The sequence below is a fragment of the Streptomyces sp. NPDC048636 genome (assembly GCF_040650655.1).
Lineage (GTDB): Bacteria > Actinomycetota > Actinomycetes > Streptomycetales > Streptomycetaceae > Streptomyces.
In genome coordinates this window covers 357,163-379,928 of the sequence record NZ_JBEZHR010000004.1, presented here as the reverse complement: position 1 = coordinate 379,928, position 22,766 = coordinate 357,163, and the positions used below count along the sequence as shown (strand labels likewise).

Annotated in this window: 15 protein-coding genes; 10 read left to right on the top strand and 5 right to left on the bottom strand. The window is 68.4% G+C overall.

Translation table 11 applies throughout. The features are described from left to right. Positions 1-5 precede the first annotated feature (5 nt). From AB0C66_RS14460 to AB0C66_RS14450, 3 genes are all read right to left on the bottom strand, one after another. Positions 6-1,547 (bottom strand): ABC transporter substrate-binding protein, encoded by a 1,542-nt coding sequence (locus AB0C66_RS14460; protein WP_362437120.1) that lies wholly within the window; start codon positions 1,545-1,547, stop codon positions 6-8. A gap of 40 nt (positions 1,548-1,587) precedes the next feature. Continuing rightward, positions 1,588-2,691 carry a mandelate racemase/muconate lactonizing enzyme family protein gene (locus tag AB0C66_RS14455; RefSeq protein ID WP_362437118.1) on the bottom strand — a complete coding sequence of 368 codons (1,104 nt, stop codon included), beginning with the start codon at positions 2,689-2,691 and terminating at the stop codon, positions 1,588-1,590. A 109-nt stretch (positions 2,692-2,800) separates the two neighbouring features. After that, on the bottom strand, positions 2,801-3,517 hold the full coding sequence (locus tag AB0C66_RS14450; protein WP_362437116.1) for an AraC family transcriptional regulator: 717 nt from the start codon (positions 3,515-3,517) through the stop codon (positions 2,801-2,803). 428 nt (positions 3,518-3,945) lie between these two features. Between AB0C66_RS14450 and AB0C66_RS14445 the strand changes: the two genes are divergently transcribed. Together AB0C66_RS14445 and AB0C66_RS14440 are read left to right on the top strand one after the other, a co-directional pair. Continuing rightward, positions 3,946-4,992, top strand: coding sequence for a LacI family DNA-binding transcriptional regulator (locus AB0C66_RS14445; protein ID WP_362437114.1), 1,047 nt, complete (start codon positions 3,946-3,948; stop codon positions 4,990-4,992). A gap of 46 nt (positions 4,993-5,038) precedes the next feature. Then, positions 5,039-6,028 carry a LacI family DNA-binding transcriptional regulator gene (locus AB0C66_RS14440; RefSeq protein WP_362437112.1) on the top strand — a complete coding sequence of 330 codons (990 nt, stop codon included), beginning with the start codon at positions 5,039-5,041 and terminating at the stop codon, positions 6,026-6,028. A gap of 45 nt (positions 6,029-6,073) precedes the next feature. Here AB0C66_RS14440 and AB0C66_RS14435 read toward each other — a convergent pair whose 3' ends face one another. Then, positions 6,074-9,385, bottom strand: coding sequence for a right-handed parallel beta-helix repeat-containing protein (locus AB0C66_RS14435; protein ID WP_362437110.1), 3,312 nt, complete (start codon positions 9,383-9,385; stop codon positions 6,074-6,076). A 50-nt stretch (positions 9,386-9,435) separates the two neighbouring features. Next, complete coding sequence (eccCa, locus tag AB0C66_RS14430; RefSeq protein ID WP_362437108.1) at positions 9,436-13,407, bottom strand: type VII secretion protein EccCa; 3,972 nt, start codon at positions 13,405-13,407, stop codon at positions 9,436-9,438. A 430-nt stretch (positions 13,408-13,837) separates the two neighbouring features. Between eccCa and eccD the strand changes: the two genes are divergently transcribed. The 8 genes from eccD to AB0C66_RS14390 all read left to right on the top strand — a co-directional run bounded on the left by eccD (position 13,838) and on the right by AB0C66_RS14390 (position 22,671). Beyond that, entirely contained in the window at positions 13,838-15,238 is a 1,401-nt protein-coding gene (gene eccD / locus AB0C66_RS14425; protein WP_362437106.1) for a type VII secretion integral membrane protein EccD, read from the top strand. Between the two features lie 22 nt (positions 15,239-15,260). Further along, positions 15,261-16,736 (top strand): type VII secretion protein EccB, encoded by a 1,476-nt coding sequence (gene eccB, locus AB0C66_RS14420; RefSeq protein WP_362437104.1) that lies wholly within the window; start codon positions 15,261-15,263, stop codon positions 16,734-16,736. Positions 16,737-17,010: 274 nt separating this feature from the next. After that, on the top strand, positions 17,011-17,352 hold the full coding sequence (locus AB0C66_RS14415) for a hypothetical protein (protein WP_362437102.1): 342 nt from the start codon (positions 17,011-17,013) through the stop codon (positions 17,350-17,352). Between the two features lie 56 nt (positions 17,353-17,408). After that, the gene (locus AB0C66_RS14410) at positions 17,409-17,729 is read left to right on the top strand and encodes a WXG100 family type VII secretion target (protein WP_362437100.1); all 321 of its coding nucleotides are present in this window, start codon (positions 17,409-17,411) and stop codon (positions 17,727-17,729) included. 125 nt (positions 17,730-17,854) lie between these two features. After that, complete coding sequence (locus AB0C66_RS14405; protein ID WP_362437098.1) at positions 17,855-18,403, top strand: type VII secretion system-associated protein; 549 nt, start codon at positions 17,855-17,857, stop codon at positions 18,401-18,403. Between the two features lie 71 nt (positions 18,404-18,474). Next, on the top strand, positions 18,475-21,813 hold the full coding sequence (locus AB0C66_RS14400) for an AAWKG family protein (protein ID WP_362437096.1): 3,339 nt from the start codon (positions 18,475-18,477) through the stop codon (positions 21,811-21,813). 22 nt (positions 21,814-21,835) lie between these two features. Beyond that, positions 21,836-22,324, top strand: a complete 489-nt coding sequence (locus AB0C66_RS14395) for a YbaB/EbfC family nucleoid-associated protein (RefSeq protein WP_362437094.1) — start codon at positions 21,836-21,838, stop codon at positions 22,322-22,324. A gap of 5 nt (positions 22,325-22,329) precedes the next feature. Continuing rightward, positions 22,330-22,671, top strand: coding sequence for a hypothetical protein (locus AB0C66_RS14390; protein ID WP_362437092.1), 342 nt, complete (start codon positions 22,330-22,332; stop codon positions 22,669-22,671). Positions 22,672-22,766 lie beyond the last annotated feature (95 nt).

The following is a 22,766-nucleotide window of genomic DNA, read 5'->3' as shown; positions in this document are numbered from 1 at the left end:
TGTACTCACTTCGTCAGATACGCGTCGTCGAGGTCGAGGTAGTCGTACATGTTGTAGGTGAGGCCCTTGAGTTTCGTGGAGATCGTGAAGGTGTGTGAGCTGACCACCAGATCGCCGACGAACTGCTGGTCAAGCAGGAAGTCGTTCATCGCGGTGTGAGCGGCGTCGGCCTTTGGCCCTGGCGGTGTCGTCCAGAGCCGCTCGGCGAGGGCGCGGTACTCGTCGGAGTCGAAGTTGGAGGCGTTCTTGTCGGCGTTGAACGGGAACGCGCCCTTGACGAGTGTCGAGGGGTTCAGCTGGCCGAAGCCATGGACGTTGACAAACAGGCCCGGTAGCCCGCCACCGGCCAGTTTGCCGAAGAAGTCGGCTGCCTGAAGTGGCATGAGCTTCGCCTTCAGACCGGCCTTCCTCAGATCGAACTGCACAATCTCGGCGATGGACTGGTTCGTCGGCAGACCCGAGTTGAAGGCGATGTTCACCGACGCGCCCTTGGCACCGGCCCGGGCGATGAGCTTTCCGGCCTTGTCGATATCGCGGTGGTAGGTGTGGGCCTTCCTCCTGTCGAACGCCGGGGAGGAGGGCGACCACGGCAGGGAGCTGGTCTGACCGATACCGGCGAGCACCTGTTCGAGGATGCGGTCGCGGTCGATGGCCCACGCGATGGCCTGCCGGAACTCCGGCTTGTCCAGGGGCGGGGTCGTGACGTTGGAGCCGATGTAATACGCGGCATCGGCGGCGTCGGAGGCGACGACCTTGAAGTTCGGGTCGCCCTTGAGGGAGACCGTGTCGAGCGGCGCGAGATCAAGGGCCAGCTGGCTCTGGCCGGACCTGAGGGAGGACTTCATCGACTGCGACTGGCTCTGGACGTTGATGTTGACCCCGTCCAGATACGGTCGTCCGCTCTTCCAGTAGTGGTCGTTCTTCTTGAGCTCCAGTCCGGCACCGGGGGTGTACTTGGCCACTTTGAAGGGGCCCGTCCCGATGAACTTCTTCCCGGCCAGGAGATCGTCGAAGGTGGCCTTGTCCACGATGGGCATGACCTCGAACAGGTTGAACAGGTTCGACACCGGCTTCGCCATATGAAGGGTGACTGTGTGGTCATCGTCGGCCTTCATGGTGGTGATCGCCTTGGCCACATGCTTGAACTGCGAGGTCACATCGTCACGTCGCATCGCCTTGATGGTGAAGATCACGTCATCGGCGGAGAACGCGCGCCCGGAGTGAAAGGTCACATCGTCCCGCAGCCGCAGTGTGACCGATGTGTGGTCGGCGGACATCTTCCAGCCGGTCGCCAGCTGCGGCTTGGGCTTGAGAGTGGTGTGGTCGTACTCGGTCAGGGTGTTGAACACGGTCCTGATGACCGCGAAGTTCGGATTGTTCTGGGACAGGAAGGTGTTCGGGGCGACGTCGGCGCTTTGGACGATGTTCAGCACACCGCCTCCACCGGGGCTTCCGGCCCCCTCCTCATCGACGGCCAATCGACAACTCGAGGTGAGCGCCGTGCAGGTCAGGACCGCCACGGCGAGCGCGCCTCGTCGCACGGGCACGCGCCGGAACAGTGGCTGGGGCATGGACATCACGCTCCCTCTACAGGGTGGAAGACCACAGGACGCGAAGACTGGGGTGTCTTGTGTCGAGAGTGAGGCCGAGGCCCGGGCGGTCATCGAGGTGCAGTCGGCCGTCCGCGACGTGTTCGAGACCCCCGACAAGATCGGACCGCCAGGTCGTCTCGCCGAACTGGTACTCCAACTCGGTGGCGTTGGGGCAGACGGCCATCAGCTGGGCGCTGGCCGCGGTGGCGACCGGCCCCGAGGGGTTGTGCGGCGAGATGGCGAGCTGTGGTGCGGATCGCGCGATGGACAGCACCTGTGTGATGCCGCCCGCGTGTTTCACATCAGGCATCAGCACATCGACCAGGTGCTCGGAGACGGCGATACCGGCCTCCGCGGGGTGGAACATCAATTCGCCGCCCGCCAGCGGGATCGTCGTGGCGGCCCGCAACGCACGCAGCTCCTCCACATGGTCGATGGCGACCGCGTCCTCCAGCCATCCGATGCCGAGATCTTCCAGCGCGGGCAGCAGGGCGTGCACCTCCTCGGCGGAAAGCCGTTCATGACAGTCCACCTTCAGCTCGACGCTGTCACCGACCGCCTCGCGGATCGCCCGTAGTCGGCCCAGCCCGGTGGCGGGAAGCGGCTGACCGCTCTCCGCGACATCGAACGGTGCGCACTTCACCGCCGAGTAGCCGGCCGCCACCGCCCGGAGCGCGGTCGCGGCCACTTCCCACGCTTCGCGTCCGCCCGGTACGCGGTTGATGTTGGCATAGACACTCACCGGGTCGGGGGCCGAGCCGCCGAGCCACTTCCAGACCGGCTGACCCGCCGCTTGTGCGGCATGGTCGAGGAGCAACTGCTCCACACCGCCCATGAGTGTCGCGGTGATGAACGCCCCCGGGCGGGCCTGTGTACCGACCCGCCGGGCGAGCGTGTCCACGATGTCGGTGCGCTCGGCCAGCAGGTCCCGCCCGCGCAACCGCGGAGCGAGAAGAGCCAGTTCGGCCACCAACTTCGAGGGATGGAGGGAGTCGGAGCACTCGCCCACCGCGAGGTGATCGGCATCCCTGAGCACCACGAAATGCCACTGCGTACGGTCGTTCACCCGCGACTCCAGGAGCTCCAAGGTCCGGCTCATGGCGTCCTCCTCGGGGTTGCTAAACAGTAGAAATTAAGTCTGGGCGATGTCAACCTCCGTGCCGGGATCCACGTGAGGGGGGTGAGGGGGCCGATCGGGGAGGTCTCCCTCAGGCGCGCGCCGATCGGTACTCCGACGGTGTGCATCCAGTGGTTCGGTGGAAACTTCGGACGAAGTTCCTGGAGTCGGAGAAGCCACAGCGTCGGCTGATGTGGAGGATGGTGTCGCCACCGCTCTCCAGGTATCCGCGCGCCATGTCGATGCGCATGTTGGTGAGGTACCGGTAGGGCGTACATCCGGTGGTCGCCTTGAAGCAGCGCGCGAAGTGTGAACGGCTGTAGGAGATCAGGGAGGACAGATCGTCGAGCGTGATGGGGTCTGTGATGTTCTCCCGCATGTAGGAGATGACGGTGTCCAGTTGCCCCTGGCCGAGCGGACCGGCCGGCTTGGTGTCGTTCGCCGCACGGGGGGCGGTGAGGTGCGCGGCGATGAACTGCGCGGCCGAGCCCGCGTACAGATCGTCCGCGCCGGCCTCGTGTGCCGTCAGGGTTGCCTTTACCACCGCGGCGAGGACGGGATCGGTCCTGCCCTCGGCCCGCAGCCGTTGCAGTTCTGATGTGCTGGGTTCATCACCTCCGTCCTCGGAGAGGTGGCTGAACCACTCGACCGGCACCGTGAGGCTGGCCAGTGTGGTGGTCCTGTTCTCCACCGACCTGACGATCACGGTTCGCTCCTGCTCCGGAGGCGTGATGCACACCTGGTCCGGCAGAGCGATGATCTCCTTCTTCGCCGGCCGCTGATAGTCGCGGATGCCCACCACGTTCATGTGAATGTTGATCCTGATCCCCGGTGGGGCCGGCAGGTGGATGATGTGTGACCCCTCGGGCAGTGTTCGCTTCTCCACATGAAGGGCGCGCCAGCTCCCACTGCTCGCAGCTGCGGATACATCGATCATCGAGGACCTTTCTTTCAGGGCCCCTGCGTCTGTCTGGTTGCTCATCGGGGTGGCTCCCCTGGAGGATTGCAACGGTTACGGTAACCGTTGGCAGACCCTAGACACGGCTTCACGGATCGTCAACGCAACGCGGAAGACCGTGAGAAGGAGCACTGACCCTCCGGATGCGGGACGGTGGCCCTGAGGGGCCGACGCCGCACCGTCACCCACCGGGTCGTGGCGGGTCCGGCGTCGCTTATGGTGGTGGCGCTACTCGGGAGAAAGGGGCGCGCTTGACGTCCGTGGAGCGTGCATGGCCGATGCGGTCCGCAGCGGAACGGGCGCACCGCACGGCCACCCTGCGTGATGTGGCCGCGTTGGCGGGGGTTTCGATCCGCACCGTCTCGAACGTGGTCAATGGCAGTGTGCCGGTCCGCGAGTCGACGCGTACCCGGGTGGCGGAGGCGATCGAGCGGCTCGACTACCACCCCAATGTGGCTGCCAGAAGGCTGCGTTCGGGCCGGACACAGGTGATCGGCCTCGCACTGCCGGATGTGACCGTGCCCTACTTCCGGGAGCTCGCCGACGCCGTGCTCGCGGCGGCGTGGCGCCGCCGGATGTCCGTCGTCGTCGTGCAGACGCAGGGTGATCTGGAACGTGAGCGTTCCGTCCCGTCGAGTCCTCAGCTCAGACATGTGGACGGCATCATCCTGGCCGCGGTCTCCCTGACCGAGGAGGACTTCCGGGCCATGTCGGGTACGGCACCCCTGGTGCTGGCCAGCGCCTCCGTACGGTCGGACGCCATCGACTCGGTCACCGCGGACACCTTCGCAGCGGGGCGGTGTGTGGCACAGCACCTCCTCGCCACCGGACGGCGGCGGCCCGCGGTGATCAGACCGGGGGACACCCAGTGGCCCGCCGAGTACGACGGCCGGTACCGGGGGTTCATGGCCGGTCTGGCGGATGCGGGGATCACTCTTCCGGAGAGCCACATCGTCTCGACCGATGTGGTCGCCTTCGGGTCCGACGCCGGTGCGCTGCGGACGTTGCGGCTGGATCTGCCGGAGGTCGACGCCCTCTTCGCGCTCGGGGACAGACTCGCCCTCGGCGCACTGCGCACGCTGCACGCAGCGGGGCGCCGGGTGCCCGAGGACCTGGCCGTCGTCGGGTTCGGCAATATCGAGCAGAGTGCGTACAGCTACCCCACGCTCACCACCGTGGACCCGGGCGGGCAGGCGATCGCCGAACAGGCCGTGGCCCTGATCGCCGACCGTGTGGAGCGGACGGCTGCCGAGAAGGTGCCGCCACGGCGTTCCACGGTCGACTTCCGCCTGATCGAGAGGGAGTCCACACGTGTCACGGGGTGAGGACGCGGGCCCGGTACGGGGGGCGGGACCGGGACGTGTCACCCGCATGCGCGACGTCGCGGCGGCAGCCGGGGTCTCCATCAAGACGGTCTCCGAGGTCGTCAACGGTGTGGGGCAGGTGCGCGAGAGCACCCGCCGACGCGTTCTGGCGGCCATCGAAGAGCTCGACTACCGGCCGAACCCGGCCGCGCGGCGGCTCAATTCGGAGAGCACCGGTGTGCTGACACTGGCGTTGCCCCAGCTCGCGTCGGGCTTCCAGGCCGCCCTCGCCGCCGCACTCATCGACGTCGCGGAAACCGGCGGGAAGGACGTGGTGCTCGAACCGACCGGTGGTGACCCCGAGCGTGAGCTCGGGATCCTGCGCAATGACTCGGGCGTCGCCGACGGCGCGATCCTCGCACCGGTCGCGCTGGGCGAGGCGGCAGCGGGGGCGGTCGCGGCGACTCCGGTCGTGCTGATGGGCATACGGGCACTGCCCCTGCCCTTCGACCAGGTCATCGCGGACTGCGCGAGGATGGCGGAAGCCGCTGTGGCCCTGCTGCGTGCGCACGGGCGCCGACGCGTGGCCATCCTGGGGACCCGGGAGCTGCTCGGCCTGCCGCTGCCGATCGGTTCGGCCAGTGCGCGAGGTGGCGGGTCGATCGCCGACCTGCTCACCGACGCACATCTGGGCGTGGTGGCGGAAACGGCCACCCGCGGTGCCGGCTACCACGCCATGGCCGCCTTCGTCGGCCCCGAGGTGCCGTTCGACGGGCTGGTCGCCCTCGATGACGCCCTCGCGCTGGGCGCGTTGCACGCGCTGCGGCATCATTCGCTCACCGTGCCGACGGATGTCGAGGTCATCGGGATCGGCAGCGCGATGGAGTCCTCCTACGCGACGCCGACCCTGACCACGGTCGAGACCGACGTGGCCGACATGGCCCGGCAGGCCCATGCGTGGGTGCTCGGCCGTATCGCGGGCGACAGCGAACCTCCGCGCCGCTACGACGTGCCGTTCAGTGTGGTGGAACGGGAATCCTCGGGCCATTCCGGCTGATCCGGCGGGGCCGGTCCCGGAAGGGCGCGCACCCTGGCCGCCACCTCAGCGTGTGGTGGCCATCCCCTCCGTCGGCAGGTCCTCCGGCAGCAGACTGCGCAGGTCCTCGATGCTCGGGGTGCGCAGCGTCGACAGCCTGCGGGCCTGGTGGGTGACCATCGTCTCCAGCAGCTGCCGCGCCAGCCGGGCGTTGCCGAAGGACCGGTCGCGGGGGAGTCCCTCGATGGCGGCGCGCAGTGCCTCCAGGGTTTCGGGTGGACAGCTGTAGCCGGTCTCCTCGGCCTGCCGTTGCATGATGGTGACCAGCTCGTCGGTGGTGTAGTTCTCGAACTCCACGTACCGCGAGAAGCGGGAGGCGAGGCCGGGGTTGGAGGCCAGGAAGCGGCTCATCTCGTCGGTGTAACCGGCGACGATGACCACGACCTCGTCGCGGTGGTCCTCCATGAGTTTCAGGAGGGTGTCCACCGCCTCCCGGCCGAAGTCGGAGGACGACCCCTCGGGGGTGAGGGTGTACGCCTCGTCGATGAAGAGCACACCGCCCATCGCGCTCTCGAACACCTCCTTGGTGAGCTGCGCGGTGTGGCCCACGTACCGCCCCACCAGATCGGCGCGGGCCACTTCGACCAACTGGCCCCGGTTCAGCACGCCCAGGGAGTGGAGCAGCTGGGCGTAGAGCCGGGCGATGGTGGTCTTACCGGTGCCGGGCGGGCCGGAGAACACCAGATGCTGGCTGATACGGGGCGCGGGAAGCCCGGCGGCCTCCCGCTGCTTGGCCGTGGTCAGCAGGCTGACCAGGTCGGTGACCTCGCGTTTGACGGCGTTCAGGCCGATCATGGCCGTCAGCTTCGCCAGCATGGTGTCCCGGTCCTCGGCCTCCGCCTCCTTCACCCGCGCCGCGTCGCTGACGTCCTCGGGCAGCAGCAGTGTCAGATCGCGCTGGGCTGGTTCGGCCATGGTGGCGAGGCGGAACGCCTGACGGTCCACCATCTCCTCGAACACCCGCCGGGCGGCCCGGCCGTTGCCGAACGTGGCGTCCTTCGGCATGGCTTCGAAGTGTGCCGCGAGGGCTTCGGAGGTGCCGGGTCCCAGCTCGAACTGGTGGGAGCCACACATGCTCTCCGTGATCGTCACCAGGTCCTCGACGGAGTAGTTCTCGAACTCGATGGTGCGGGTGAAACGGGAGGCCAGGCCCGGGTTGGAGCCCAGGAAGGAATCCATCTCGGCGGAGTACCCCGCGGCGATCACCACCACGTCCTCGCGGTGGTCCTCCATGAGTTTCAGCAGGGTGTCCACCGCCTCCCGGCCGAAGTCGTTCGAGGAGCCCCCGGAGGTGAGGGTGTACGCCTCGTCGATGAACAGCACTCCGCCGATCGCCCTGTTGAACGCCTCGGTGGTCTTGATGGCCGTACCGCCGATGACCTGCGCCACCAGATCGGCGCGGGAGACCTCGACGAGATGCCCCTCCGGCAGCACCCCCAGCTGCGCCAGGATGGAGCCGTAGAGGCGGGCCACGGTGGTCTTGCCGGTCCCGGGAGGGCCCGCGAAGACCAGATGGCGGCTCATCGACGGCACCGGCATACCCAACCGCACGCGGCGCTGGGCCAGTTGGTTGAGGTTGACCAGGGTGCGCACCTGGTGTTTGACGCCCACGAGGCCGATGAGGGCTTCCAGCTCGTCCAGCGGCTCCTGTGGCTCGTCGCGGTCCGGACGCGGTCCGCCACCGGGCCGGTCGGCCGCCCGGGCGGCGGCCTCGGCGCCCCACAGATCGGGTTCGCCGTTGTCGGCGCTGGTCAGCTCCAGCACCTCCAGCCGGTCGCCGCCGTGGGTCTGGGTCAGACCGGCGCCACGGCTGCCGCGTACGGTGCAGCCGATGACGCCGACCGGCCCGGTGGTGTCGGCCCTGATGCCATCGCCGACGCTCCCGGTGATCTCGCACTGGCGCAGCTCCGCACGCGCGCCCGCGGCGAGGAGCACACCGTGGGCCCCTGCCTGCGCGATGCGGGAGCGGGTCAGGGACAGTTCGCCCCCGTCCTCGACGGCCACGCCCGAGGCGCCGCAGGTGTCGATCTCGCAGTCGCGTACGGTGGCGACGGCGTCACGGCCCACCGAGAGCCCGGACTCCGAGGATGTGCGCAGCACACAGCCGTCGATCTGGGCGGTGCCGCCGTCGGCGACGCGTATCCCGTCGCCGCCCGCCCGCTCCACGGTGCAGGACTCCAGCCGTCCGCGCCCGTCGTCGGCCACCTCGAAGCCATGTGTGCCGGACGCGGTGATACGGGCGCCGCGCAGCAGCGGATTGGCGTGCGCGCGGATGGCCACCGCGCTGCCCGCCGACTCCGTCACCTCCAGCCGGTCGAACTCCGCGGTCGACTCCTCGGTGAGCAGCACGGCCGCGGCGGCGTCGGAGCAGCCCCGGACGGCGGTGCGCAGGAACGACGGCGAGCTGGAGCCCGTGACCCGGATCGCCGAACCGGCGGCCATGGTGAACTCGCAGTCCTCGAAGGTGCCCCGGGACCTCTCGGAGACCACCACACCGCTGTCCTTCGTCCGCAGTGTGGTGCACCGGCGCAGCAGCGGATCGGCCCCCGAGGCAAGGGCGATGGCGGGGCCGGAGGTGCCGGAGACCGCGACGTCCTCGAGGGTGGGGCGGGAAGCGCTGGTGAGGTAGACGCCCACCGAGGTGTCGCGGACGGTACAGCGGGAGACGCGGGTGGTGCTGTTGCCCTCCAGCGCGATCGCGGGCTTGTCGGTCGTGGTGATGTCGCAGGACTCGATGGAGCCCTGGGATTCGCCGTTGGCCAGTACGCCGTTGCCGCGGGCGTCGCGCAGCCGGCAGTTGCGCACCGTCGACCGGGCGCCTTCGCCGAGGACGACGGCGGAGGTGCCGAGGTTCTCGATGAGGCAGTCCTCGATGACACTGCCGTTCTCCGAGGTGTCCACGATGCCCGCGCCCTCACGGTTGGTGATCCGGCAGCCGCGCATGGCCAGCGAACCGCTCTGCCGGGCCAGCACCGCCGTCCAGCCCGATCCGATCACCGTGCAGCTGTCCATGGCGACCTGACCGCGTGGCGCGTCGACGACCGCCACATCCTCGCCGCCGCCGCGCAGGGTCAGATCGGTGAGCATCACCGCGTCGGCGACCAGGGTCAGCGCGGTGCCCCGGCGCGGGCAGATCTCGACACTGCCCGGGTCGCCTTCGCCGACGAGGGTCACCCTTGTGCGGACGGTGAGGTTCTCGGTGTAACGGCCGGGCCGGACCCGGATCACCGCTCCGGTGCGCGCCGCGGCCAGCGCCTCACCGATCGTCCGGTAGCTCTCCGGCTGATCCGGGCAGACCGTCAGTACCTGCCGTGACACTCTCGGACCTCCTGGAATCTCATGGTGCGCTTCCCGGACCGTAGGTCGGCTCATGAGCCCTCCGGGGTGAGCAGGGCCGTCTGGACCTGGACGCTCTTGCGGCGGGCGATGCGCTGACCGCGTCCGGGAGGCAGATTGCGGCCCTTGACATTGCCGAAGAGGTAGCCCTCGGTCGGCGGGCAGGACAGCAGGATCCCGGGGGTGTTGACCTCCAGGAGCCGCCGCAGCAGTGGATCGTTGAGCGCGCGGGACGCCCCCGCCGCGGAGCGGGCGACCACCATGTGCAGGCCGACCTCGTAGCCCAGTGCGAGGAAGTCCGTCAGGGGCTCGAAGGGCTGGTTGAGCGGACCGCCGCCACCGACCATGTCGTAGTCGTCGACCAGGACGAACAGCCGCGGCCCGGTCCACCAGTCGCACAGCCGCATCCGCGCGGGGGTGATGTCCGGGCCCGGTACCCGTGTTTTGACGGCCCGCGCGGCACCGCCGACCAGGTCCCTGAGCGCGTCGATGGAGACGGCGTGGCCGAGCCGGTAGTCGTCGGGGATCGCCTCGACCAGTTCGCGGCGGTAGTCGACCACCATGATGCGGGCCTCGGCCGGGGTGTACCGGGCGGTGATGGCCTTCGCGGTGAGCCGGAGCAGGTTGGTCTTGCCACTTTCGGTGTCCCCGACGACGATCATGTGCGGGGTGGCGCTGAAGTCGTGCCAGACCGTGTCCATCCGGTCCTCCTCGATACCGAGCGGCACCCGCACATCGCCGTCCGGGGGTGGCAGTTCGGCGGCCGGAAGCAGCGTCGGCAGCATCCGCACCGGGGGTGCGGGCGGGCCCGTCCAGTGCTCGCGGAGTGCGGACGCCAGCCCCGCGATGCCCTCCGACAGGTCCTCCGTGTCGGTCCCGCCGTCGATCCGGGGCAGCGCCGCCAGATAGTGCAGCTTGGAGTCGCCGGTCAGCCCCCGCCCGGGGGAGCGCGGCACACTTCGCGCCTTGCGCGGGTCGATGTTGGAGTCCATCGGGTCACCCATGCGCAGTTCCAGCTGGGTGGCGGCCTGGTCGCGGACGGCCGCCGACAGCTCCACCCAGCGGGCGGTGGTGACGATGAGGTGGACGCCGTAGTTCAGCCCCCGGCCGGCGATGGCGTTGAACGTGGGGAGGTGCTGGTCGTAGTCCTGACGTACCGTGGCCCAGCCGTCCACCACGAGGAAGACATCGCCGTGCTTCTCCTCGGGGAACTCTCCGGCCGCACGGCGCCGCCGCAGCGTGGCCATCGAGTCGATGCCGTTCTCCAGGAAGAACCGCTCCCGGTGTGCCAGCACCGCGGAGACCTCGGCCAGCACCCGGCCGACCCGCTCGAGGTCCAGCCGGGCCGCGACACCACCGACATGTGGCAGATCGGTGAGCCCGGCCAGAGTGCCACCGCCGAAGTCCAGACAGTAGAACTGCACCTCGCGCGGGGTGTGGGTGAGGGCGAGAGCGGTGATGAGCGTCCGCACCAGTGTGGACTTGCCACTCTGCGGGCCGCCCGCGATACCCACATGGCCACCGGCGCCCGACAGATCCACCACCATGTCGTCGCGGCGCTGGTCGAAGGGCCGGTCCACCACCCCGACCGGCACCGAGAGCCGTCCTCGTCCGGTCAGGTCGGTGAGGGTGAACCCGTACTCCGGATGCGGTGCGAGCGGCGGCAGCAACTCGTCCAGCGGCGACGGGTCCTCCAGCGGTGGCAGCCACACCTGGTGTGCGGGCGGCCCGGCGTCCCGCAACCGGTCCACCGCCACCGACAGCAGCGACGCGCCGCTCTCTTCCTCCTCCGGTCCGTCCGGCTGGTTCTCCGGCGGATCGGGCAGCTGGCGTGGCACCACCCAGCCCGCCGTCCACGGCACCACCTGGCTGGCCACCCGGGCCTGGTGGGCGGCGGAGCCGCCGCGGTGCCGGTACGGGCCGGAGACATAGGCGGCGCGGAAGCGGGTCAGCGCCTCCACACCGGTCTTGATGAAGCCACTGCCCGGCGTCGGGGGCAGCTCGTACGCGTCCGGCACGCCCAGCACACCGCGGCTTTCCATCGCCGAGAAGGTACGCAGACCGATCCGGTAGGACAGATGGCTTTCCAGCTGGTGCATCCGGCCTTCGTCGAGCCGCTGTGAGGCGAGCAGCAGATGTACTCCGAGGCTGCGGCCGAGCCGTCCGATCATGACGAACAGTTCCATGAACTCGCGGTGTGCGGCGAGCAGCTCGCTGAACTCGTCGACCACCACGAACAGGCTCGGCAGCGGGGCCAGTGGCGCTCCGTCGGCGCGTGCCTTCTCGTACTCCAGGGCGGAGGTGTAGTTGCCCGCGGCGCGCAGCAGTTCCTGGCGGCGCATCAGTTCGCCGTGGAGGGCGTCCTGCATCCGGGAGACCAGTGCCACCTCGTCGGCGAGGTTGGTGATCACCGCGGAGGTGTGCGGGAGTTCATCGAGGCCGAGGAAGGTGGCGCCGCCCTTGAAGTCCACCAGGACGAAGTTGAGTGTTTCGGAGGAGTTGGTGAGCGCCAGCCCCAGTACCAGGGTGCGCAGCAGCTCGCTCTTGCCGGAGCCGGTGGCGCCGATGAGCATGCCGTGCGGGCCGGTGCCGCCCTGTGCGGACTCCTTGATGTCCAGCTCCACCGGCGTCCCGTCGGAGCCGACCGCGATCGGCACCCGCAGCCGCTCCGAGCCGGTGCGCCGGGACCACAACGAGGGCGGCTCATGACGGTACAGATCCGTGATCCCCAGCAGGGTCGTCAGCTCCACATCCGTCGCCAGCGGCTCCGCGGACTGCGTGGCCACCCCCATCCGGTACGGGGCGAGCCGTTTGGCCAGCGACGCGGCCACCGTGGTGGTCAGCCGGTCGGGGCGGCCGAGCGGGGTCAGCTGTTCCTTGCGCTCACGGTCCGTACGTACCAGGCTCATCGCGTCGTCCGCGACCTCGAAGCGCAGCGTGGTGCGCCCCGGCCGCCAGGTCAGCTCCCCGGCGAGATCCAGCACCACCGCGTTACGGCAGCCCGGCCCGTCCAACCGGTGTCCGCCGGGCGGAGCGACCCCGTCCAGCACGATCACCGTGTACGGCTCCTCCCGCCCCGGCACCCCGTCCGGGTCGTACGGTGGCCGCTCCTGGAACTCCACGCCCAGCAGATCGTCCAGTTCGTTCACGGACGACACGACCATCCGCACCGCGCCCGCGCCGTCGCTGTCCTGCGTGTGCAAGTTGTGCGGCAGCCACTTCACCCACTCCCACTCGGCACGCCGCTCGTCCGCCGTGACCACCGCGATCCACAGATCCTCGGGCGAGTGCACCACGGCCAGCTGGGCCAGCAACGCCCTGCTCAGCGCGCGGATCCGCTCCGTATCGCCCCGGAACAGCACTTTCGACCAGGTGCGTAGATAGACCGCGATCGGCTGGTCGGGGACGGAGGCATAGGCGCGGATAAAACTGCGCAGCGCGTGTGCGGTCAGTGGCTCCAGATCCTCCACCGGTTTGGTGGACAGCGGAGCCAGCCGCAGTCCGAGCTTCTGGTCGCCGACCGCCACCCGCACCTCGGCGAAGTCCTCGTCGCCGGGCCGCCGTTCCCACAGCCTGGTGGTGCCCACCAGCGACCACAGCGCGTCCGGCTCCGGGTGGCGCCACAGCAGCGCCCGCTGCTGCTCCACCACGGCGGTCCGCACCTTCCTGCGGGTCTGCCGCAGATAGCGCAGATAGTCCCGCCGCTCACCCTTCAGCCGCTGTTTGCGCTCGCTGGCGCGGCGCATGAACTGCCCCAGGATCATGGCCACCGAGGAAACCAGCATCAGCCCCAGCGCCAGATAGGTGAAGGCGCCCTTGGAGCCCGGCCGCATGAACATCAGCATCATCGACACCGACATCATCGCCATCGGCAGGTAGTTCCACACCGCCGAGCTGTCGGGCGTCATCTCCGCCAGTGTGGGCGGCTCCTGGAGACTCAGCTCTCCTTCGGGCATGTCCGGACCGCGGCGACGCGCGGGCCTGCGGAACAGGACGGTACTCAAGTGAGAGATCTCCTTCGGAAACGGTGTGCTGCCGTGGTGCTGGGATTTCCGGGTGCCCGACGTCCGTGCATCCGGTGCCAGTGCGGCGTCGCACGCGGGCGTGGCGGGATGTCATGAGACGGCGAACGGGCTGGACCCGTACGGCAGGAGAAGCCGGACAAGGTGTGAGTGGCGCGGCCACGAGGGCCGGCAGCAGAACCGGGCCGGGGGCAGCAACCCGGGCCGGTGGAGAAGAGTCTACGATCCGTCTCAACGGTTCAGTTCGACGGCCGCGACTCCAGCAGCGGTTCCGCATGTAGTGTGCCGCGTCGCCGCGCACACGTCCAACGACCGGTTCCCCCGGAGACCCTCACCGTCTCCCGGGCGCATCTCCGACGACCGATTCTCCCCGGAGACCTTCAGCGTCTCCCGATGAAGCGTGAGTACCCCCATGACAGACACCGCAACGGCAGGGCTCTGCCGCGTCACCGTGCGCGCGCCCGCCAAAACCATCGACCTCGCGGTTCCCGCCGACGTCCCCGTCATCGACCTGCTGCCCACACTGGTGCGGTACGCGGGCGACGACCTTGCCGAGCAGGGCCTTGAGCACGGAGGATGGGTCCTCCAGCGCCTCGGTGGCGAACCGGTCGCCGAGGAGAGCAGCCTGGAATCCCTGGGCCTGCTCGACGGGGAAACCCTCTACCTCAGGCCGCGCACCGACACCCTTCCCGAAGTCCAGCTCGACGACCTGGTCGACGGCATCGCCACCACCATGGCGGACCGTCCCTTCGGCTGGACGGCGACCACCAGCCGCCGTCTCCTGCTCGGCCTGCTGGCCGTCACCCTCGCCGCCGGGCTCGCCGTCCTCGCGATCCCCGGCCCCTCCGCCGAACTGCGGGCACTGGCCGCGGCCGCCGCCGGGGCACTGCTGCTCGGTGGCGCCGGATCGGCCAGCCGCGCGGTCGGCGACGCGGAGGCGGGCGCGGCACTGGGCTTCGTGGCCGTGCCCTACTTCGCCCTGGCCGGCTGGCTGCTGCCCGGCGGCGACCTGGGCGGACCACACCCGTACGAGGTGCTGGGCGCCCGGCTGCTCGCCGCCTGCGCCGCCGCGGCAGGCGGCGCGATGCTCGCCGTCGCCCTGGTCGTCGCCTTCGCCGCGCTCTTCCTCGCCGCGGTGGCGGTCGCCACCGCGGGTGTGCTCGCGGCCGTCCTGATGATGACCGCCGATCTGTCGGCCCCGCACACCGCCGGACTGGTCTCGCTGGCCGCCGTCATCTTCGGGGCGTTCGTGCCCACACTGTCCTTCCGGCTGTCCGGACTGCGACTGCCACCCCTGCCCACCAACGCCCAGCAGCTCCAGGAGGGCATCGAACCCCACTCGCCCTCCGCCGTCGCCGCTCGAGCCGTCGTCGCCGACGGCTGGATGACCGGCCTCTACGCGGCGGCGGGCACCATTTGCGCCGGGTGTCTGCTCGGCCTCGGCCGCGCCTCCGACCTCCCCGAGATCCTCGCCATGGTGGCCCTGTCGGTGCTGCTCCTGTTGCACAGCAGGGGTCTGGGCAACACCCTCCAGCGCCTCTCGCTCGTCGTCCCCGGCGTATGGGGCGGCGCCCTGCTCACCCACGACGCGGCCGCCTCGTCCGGTCCCACCGGCAAGCTCCTGCTGGTCGGCGCGGTGCTCGCGGCCGCCGCCGCCCTCGCCATCGCCTCCTGGACGGTCCCGGGCCGTCGGCTCGTCCCGTACTGGGGCCGCGCCGCGGAGCTGCTGCACTCCCTCATGGCGATCAGCATGCTGCCCCTGTCGCTCTGGGTGCTCGGCGTCTACGGCGCCCTCCGTGCCCACGGCGGATGACACCTGAGGAGAAGAGCCGCTGATGCAGAACAAACGCGACCAGGTCCAGGCCCATATGTTCCTCATGGGCCGGTTGACCTCCAGCATGCTGCGCTCCGACCCGGACGCGTCCGAGAGCCCCCAGGGCCGTACCAACCGCGGTATCGCCATCGGCGTCATCATCGCCGTCCTGATCAGCGCAGGTGCCTTTGTCTTCGGCCTCATCTCGCCCGGCACCACGGACTCCTGGCGCAGTCCGGGCCAACTGATCGTCAACAAGCAGACCGGCGCCCGCTATCTGTACCTCGACGGAAGGCTGCGCCCCGTTCGCAACTACGCCTCGGCCCTGCTGCTGGGCGGCACCGACCTCACGACCACCACGGTCGGCACCGACTCCCTCAAGGGCACCCCGCACGGCACACCCGTCGGCATCGACGGCGCCCCCGACTCCCCGCCCGGCCCCGGTGATCTGTCCGACGAGCCGTGGCAGGTGTGTTCCGCTCCGTCGGCAGCCGAGGACGGCAAGGCGAGCACCACGCTCGCGATCGCCACCGAGGCCGGTGGCAGCGCGCTCGGCAAGGGCGAGGGGGTGCTCGTCACCGGCCCGGACCGTACCCGCTATCTGCTGTGGCAGGGCAGTCGACTGCGGCTCGACGACGCTTCCGGTGTCATGGAGGCCCTCGGCTACGCCACCACCAAGCCGGTGCCCGTATCGGCCGGTTTCCTGAGCGCACTGCCGGCCGGTCCCGACCTCGCGCCGCCCGACAACCCGGGAATCGGTGGCCGCGGGGCGGAGTTGGGCGGCCGCGCCACCCGGATCGGGCAGACCTTCGCCCTCGCGGTGCCCGGCTCCACGGCCCGCTACTACCTGCTGCGCGAGGACGGTCTCGCGCCGCTCACCGCGACCGGTCTCGCGCTGGTACTCGGCGATCCGCAGACCCGCGAGAAGGCGTACGGCGGCCGTGAACCGACCGCCCTGCCGCTGACCTCCCAGGCGCTGAAAGGCAGTCTCGCGGCCGAGGACGCGCTGGACAACGGCCCCGGTACGGTTCCGAGTTCGCCGCCGAAGGCGGTCACCGTCGCCCACGGACGGATCCCCTGCGCCCGCGTGGCGCCGGGCACCAAGGGCACCCGGTTCGGAGTCGCGCTGGTCACCGAACCGGACCTCGGCCCGGCCGCCCAGCACTCCTCGGGCGCGGCCGCGGCCCCGGCCTGCCTCCCCGTGGAGCGGGTCACCGCACCGCCGGGCCGCGGTGCGCTGGTACGGGCGCTGGGTGCGGGCGGCGGCGAGGTCGGCAATACGCTGTACCTGGTCACGGACGCGGGTGTGAAACACCGGCTGGTGGACACGGACACGGTCAAGGCCCTGGGCTACGACAGCGGCAGCATGCGGGAACTCCCCTCCCTGATGCTCTCGATGCTCCCCTCCGGCCCCGATCTGTCCCCGGAGGCGGCACAGAAGGGACGGGCCCATGTGACCGCGCCGCACTGCTCCCGGTCGGCCGGGCGCGGCAACTGATGCGCAATAAATCCGGTGCCGCGCACTATTAATCCCGCGCCATGTCCCTTGTAGCCGCTTTGCGCGCCTGACAGGCTCGACGCGAAAGCCGCCATCGGTACGGGCATTTCCCGTGCACAGGTCATGAACCGACATCGGTCAGCGCGCGGGGGCCAACTCAAGCGGTGATTGCGGTGGAACCTGGCCCATGGCAGGCCCAAATCCCTGAATCGCCGCCGGCGAGTATCCCCGTCGACCGGCGGCCGTTCAGGACCGGACGATGAAAGGGGTACGCATGGCCGTCAACGGCATGCAGCAGTCGGAGGAATCCGCCACACGAAATGGCGTACAGGCGCTGGAAATGGCGTTCAACGGTGTGCTCAGGTGCCGCCAGGACGTCGAAACCACCAAGACCAACCTCATGACGCACTACCAGGGAAGCGACGGCGGCGCCTTCCGGGATCTGGTCACCTCCTGGGAGGAAAAGGCCGACGTCATCCTCCGGAACGTGCAGGACATGATCGAGACCCTGAACGAGACCCTCACCGAGCACGGCAGGCAGCAGGGATCCTCGAACGACTCGATCAACCAGGCTTATGCGCAGTCGAACTCCGTCTTCGACGCGCTGGCCGGCTGAGTCCGGACGACGCGCCTCACCCTCAGTCCCTCCCCGAAGTGAGATGAGAACTGGCAATGAGTGATTTCACCGACGGCTTTATCTACGTCGACTACTCGCAGATGAGCAACGCCGCGGACGACATGATCACGCAGACGCGGGCCATCGCGACCACCCTCTCCAACCTGGAGATGGAACTCAACGCGCTCAGGAACTCCTGGGTCGGTGATGACCGGGACGTCTATGACCAGAAGCAGCGGGCCTGGGACCACGCCGTCAAGGCCATGGAGGACCTGCTGACGAAGCACTCCACGCTTCTGACCTCGGTCTCCGGCAACTACCAGTACAGCGAGAGCTCGCTGACCCAGATGTGGGACTCGGTGAAGATCGGCCGCTGACCCGCCCTGCGTGGCCGTCCCCCACGGCCGCAGGGCGACACCGCCCGCCACCGGCCCTCGGGCCGCTGCCCCGGCCCGCCTCCCTCGGTGGCGGGCGGTATATCCGCAACGGAAGGAGCATCGCTGTGGCTGACGACACGGAACAGGGTTCGGGAAAACGGGCACCGGATCCTGATTACATACCCAGGTGTCCGGATCCGGATTCCCCCGCCATGACGCTGGACAAGGCCGGACTCCAGACATTCCTGGACAGCCGTGTCCTGCCCTTCCGGGACCAGGTCCATGAGATCCAGTTGAACGACGGGGGCGCCGCGCCTTCGATGAAGAGCCTGATCGGTGAGTCCGATGTCTCGGCGGACAGTCCGAGTTTTGGCCTGCTCAGGCCGCTGGCCATGGGATGTATGGCGGACGACGGCTATCTCGAAGGACATGGCGCCAGTCTCCAGAAGGCGGTGCAAAGCACGGCGGAGAGCCTTGTGTCCATCTTCGAGGGGCAGTCCGAGCTCTTCGGCGACATCGCGGAGAACCTGCGGGACACCATCCACCAGCTTTTCAACGCACAGCACGACAATCTGGGCAGCATCAACGGCCAGAAGTTCCTGGACATTTTCGACAACGTGGATGAGGACCTGAGCAGCACCTCGTCCACCAGCGATGAAACCGAGACGGTCTGACCGGCTCGTCGCAGTCCGCCCTCATCGCCGCCCGCCCGTCTCACTGAGAAGCCCCCGGAAGGTCCTGTCCCGTGGCCGAGTCTGGAAACGACAACGTTCCCCCCGCGTACTCCGCTCCCGATGAAGACTATTGGCGCATTGCCGTCAGGGTGCTGACCGGTGCTGATCTGCCGCTCCGGGGGACCCTCTTCAACGAGCTTCTCGGCAACGACGACATCCCGCTGATGCGGGTCGAGATCTCGGAATTCGAGGGCGAGCCGACCACGGCCATCACCCAGGCCGGGATCGACATGTCGTGGCGGACGGAGAACTCCGGTTGGCGCATCGAGGACACCGACTTCGTGGTCCCCTTCTTCTCCGGGAACGACGGCCCGATCGGTGACGCGCCACCGGGCACCGAGGTGGAGATGATGCGGGGTCGCGTCACGATGCTGGGCACCACAAGCACGGATGAGCCCCCGGCCGGCGGTGTGGTCCACGGCGCGGAATTCGGCAGTAGCCTCGGCCATGACTTCGAGGGACAGTCCTCGGACGTGACATGGAGCAATGTCGACCTGTCGCGGTACAGCTACGGCGGCGGCATGGCGTTGTACCGGCTCCTCCGCACCGGGAACACAGTCGGGTTCTCCTGGGACGGTGATCTCAGGCTGGAACACCTCGCCGATGCGGTGGATCTGGATTCCTTCGACCGGGCGGCAGCGGCGTTCGACCGGGTCGCCTACTTCTTCAAGCTCCAGCACATGGAATTGCGGAACTGGGAACGGGACCTCGGTGACCAGGGCGCGGCCTGGAGGGGGAAGGCGGCCGGGGTCTTCAAGGACCTGATTCACAAGCTCGCCGAGAACTATGAGTCCTACAGCCATCAGGTTCCGCTCACCTCGTCCCTGGAGTCGAAGTTCGGCTCCGACCTCCGCTCCTTCCGGCAGACGATCGAGACGGCGGCGACAAATCTGTACAACACCTGGTACAGCTGGCAGTTGTACGAGGGCAATCCCCTGCGCTGGCTGCATGACGTCCTGCTCGATGTCACCGACGAGGTATGGCAGAACAACCTCCTGAAGGTGCGCTACGACGTGCAGTCGGTCACCCTGGCGGGGGACGTCATCGGCGATCACTTTGTCGAGAAGAGTGGTTTCTACGGCGGTGACAGGAACTACGGTCCGCTCGGCGACAAGGCCACCTGGAAGACGATCGGCCAAGAGGCCATCAAGCGGTGGCAGCGGTCCGTACTCGAACAGCTCGTGGAGGCCGGTAAACGAGCCGTCATCGACATTCAGAACTCCTTCAACAACCAGAAATTCCCGGACTCCATCGAGACGGAGACCACCAGCAGCCTGAGTGAGGGCCTTGCTCAGGACCAGGCGGCTGCGCAGCGGGCACGCCAGAGGCGGATGCAGAAGGAGGCCCTGGAACAACAGAAAGAGGCACAGGAACAGCAGGAAAGGCTTCAGCACCAGCAGCTGGAAGCGCAGCGGCGGATGCAGAAGGAGCAGCAGGAGCAACAGAGGAAGCTTCAGCAGCAACAACTGGCGGCCCAGCGGCGCATGCAGCAACAGCAGGAACAGGCGCAGAAGGAGGCGCAGGAGCAGCAGGAGCAGTTGGCGAAGGAGCAGCAGAAGCAGCAGGAGCAGCTTCAGCAGCAGCAGCTGAAGCAACAGCGGCAGATGCAGCAACAACAGCAGCAACAGCAGGAGCAGCTTCAGAAACAGCAGCAGGAGCAGCAGGAGCAGCTGGCACAGCAGCAGGCCCAGCAGGTCAAGGAACAGACGCAGGCGCAGAAGGAGGCGCAGGAGCAGCAGGAGCAGTTGGCGCAGGAGCAGCAGAAGCAGCAGGAGCAGCTTCAGCAGGAACAGGTGAAGCAACAGCAGCAGATGCAGCAACAGCAGCAAGAACAGCAGGAGCAGCTGGCGAAGGAGCAGCAGAAGCAACAGCAGGAGCAGCAGGAGCAGCTTCAGCACCAGCAGTTGGCAGCCCAGCAGCATATGCAACAGCAGCAGGAACAGCTGGCAAAGCAGCAGATGCAGGCTCAGCAGCAATTGGAGAAGCAGCGGCGGAAACAGCAGAAGGAGGCCCAGCAGCAGATCCAGCAACAGCAGGAGCAGGCTGAGAATCAGGCCGAGCAGATCGCCGCCCAACAGGAGGCGCAGGCTGAACAGCTGGAGCACCGGCCGCAGACCGAGAGCCCGTTCCCGGACCAGCAGAACCAGTTGGAGCAACAGCAGGAGCAGCTGGAGCAGCAGCAACACCAGGTCGAGCAGCAGGCGCAACAGCAGGCCCAGCAGCAGCAAGAGCAGGCCGAACAGATGCAGAAGGAGGCCGAAAAGCAGCAGCAGCAGGTTGAACAGCAGGCGCAGCAGCAGGCTCAGCAACAGCAAGAGCAGTTGGAACAGCAACAGCAGCAGATGCAGCAGCAGGCCGAGCAGCAACAGCAACAACTGGAACAACAGCAACAGCAGCAACAGCAGCAGCTGGAAGATCAGCAACAGCAATTGGTTGATCAGGCCCAGCAGCAAGCCGAGCAGATCGGCCTCGGCGGCGGTGACGGCGGCGGACTGCCCGACCCGAACAGCGGCACGACCACACTCAACCCCGACGGATCGGTCACCACCGACTTCCCGGACGGCAGCTCCAGCACCGTCGACCTGCCCGGCGGCGACGTCACCACGACCCACCCCGACGGAACGACCGACCTCGACAGCCTGAACCCCGGCGAATCGATCACCAACGGCGACGGCAGCACCACGACCCTGAACCAGGACGGCACCCTCACCACCGACTTCCCCGACGGCAGCAGCAGCGTCCTGGACCCGGACAACGGCACCGTCACCTATCACCAGCCCGACGGCAGCACCGTCACCACCCCGATCGAGCAGGGGCAGGCCGTGCCCAATGAACTCGGCGGTGGATCGGGGATCGGGGACCCCTCCGACCAAGGCGGCTCGCAGTACTCGCCCGAGTACACCCCCGGGAGCGAGGAGGAGGAGCTGTACGACCAGAACGCGGGCTCCGGAGGTTCGTCCGGATCCGGTTCGGGCCATGGTTCGGGCAGCGGTATGCCGATGCTGCCCCAGGGCACCCGCATCAACGGCATGAGCTCGGGTGGCGGCTCGAACGACGGCGAGCGCGTCCGCGCCGTGATGGACGACGGCCAGAGCACCTCTCGTATGCCCGCCGCGCGCAGGAGCAACGGCTCCGGATACCAGGACGAGGAAGAGCGGATCCCCGTCGCCCAGCGCGGCGGTGCCACCACCTCCAGCGGAATGCCCTTCATGCCGCCGATGGGCGGCGCCGGGGGAGGAGGTCAGCAGCAGACCCAGAGCGCCGACCGTGAACGGGCCTCCTGGATGGGCGACGACGAGGACGTCTGGGGCACGGACGAGGGCGGCGCACCGGCCGTGATCGGGCGTTGAGCGAAACGGGGGGAGTCGAACGATGAGTGATCAGCACATGGGAAGCCCCGGCAAGCGGGAAGCGATCGGCGAAAGGCTGGCCAAGGCGAGGGCCAACCTGGAAGAGACACAGAAGGCGGCGGCCCGCGCACAGGAGCAGCTGAGTACGGCATCGGCCACGGCCCGGTCGCGTGACGGCAGTGTGGAAGTCCTGGTCAACGCCCAGGGGCAGCTTGGCGAGGTGAAGTTCCTCAACGGCAAGTACCGCACGATGGGCGCCGCTCAGCTGTCGGCGTCGCTGCTGGAGGCCGCCGGACAGGCGTATGCACAGATGGCTCGCCTGGTGCTGGACACCTTCCAGCCGCTGGCCGACAAGACCCAGGACGGCAGGCCCGCCATGGAGGGTGTGGATATCGACTGGGACAGGATTTTCGGTCCGCTGGTCAGCACGGTGGAGCGGGGAACGGCGACACGCCGCAAGGCGGGCGACGGGCTGCGTGACGAGATCCATGAGGATGAGGAAAGGAGGTAGCGGCGATGGCTTTCAACTACCGTAAGGATCGGCTTGAAGCATTCAAGTCCGATGTGGAATCCGCGTCCGACGAGCTCACCTCCATCCTGGACGACTTTCTCGGCTCCATCACCAACTGGTACGGGTTCACAGATGACTTCGCGGCAGATGTGGGTCCGAATTGGCAGCAGTCCGTCGGTGACATCCAGGGGATGCTGGGGTCCGTTTCAGAGGCACTGTACGGAATCATTGGGGGACGGACCCAGGAACAGCAGCAGGTGGACAAGACTCAGTCAGGAATCATGGAGGACATCCAAGCGGGGCAGGCGGCGACGGACCAGGGCTTCGACGGCGGAAGTTCTACGTAATGCAGTTGCCGGATTTTGTTTCGTTCACGCAGGAAGAACGTGTTCTGAACTGGGTGCTGACGGGTGAGTGGCCGCTTGAGGCCTCGTCGGACCTC

Coding starts and splice junctions, on each gene's coding strand:
- AB0C66_RS14455 (WP_362437118.1), bottom strand. CDS start 2,691: ATGAGCCGGACCTTGGAGCTCCTGGAGTCGCGGGTGAACGACCGTACG.
- AB0C66_RS14450 (WP_362437116.1), bottom strand. CDS start 3,517: ATGAACGTGGTGGGCATCCGCGACTATCAGCGGCCGGCGAAGAAGGAG.
- eccD (WP_362437106.1), top strand. CDS start 13,838: ATGACAGACACCGCAACGGCAGGGCTCTGCCGCGTCACCGTGCGCGCG.
- AB0C66_RS14440 (WP_362437112.1), top strand. CDS start 5,039: ATGCGCGACGTCGCGGCGGCAGCCGGGGTCTCCATCAAGACGGTCTCC.
- AB0C66_RS14410 (WP_362437100.1), top strand. CDS start 17,409: ATGAGTGATTTCACCGACGGCTTTATCTACGTCGACTACTCGCAGATG.
- AB0C66_RS14415 (WP_362437102.1), top strand. CDS start 17,011: ATGGCCGTCAACGGCATGCAGCAGTCGGAGGAATCCGCCACACGAAAT.
- AB0C66_RS14395 (WP_362437094.1), top strand. CDS start 21,836: ATGAGTGATCAGCACATGGGAAGCCCCGGCAAGCGGGAAGCGATCGGC.
- eccB (WP_362437104.1), top strand. CDS start 15,261: ATGCAGAACAAACGCGACCAGGTCCAGGCCCATATGTTCCTCATGGGC.
- AB0C66_RS14390 (WP_362437092.1), top strand. CDS start 22,330: ATGGCTTTCAACTACCGTAAGGATCGGCTTGAAGCATTCAAGTCCGAT.
- AB0C66_RS14445 (WP_362437114.1), top strand. CDS start 3,946: ATGCGGTCCGCAGCGGAACGGGCGCACCGCACGGCCACCCTGCGTGAT.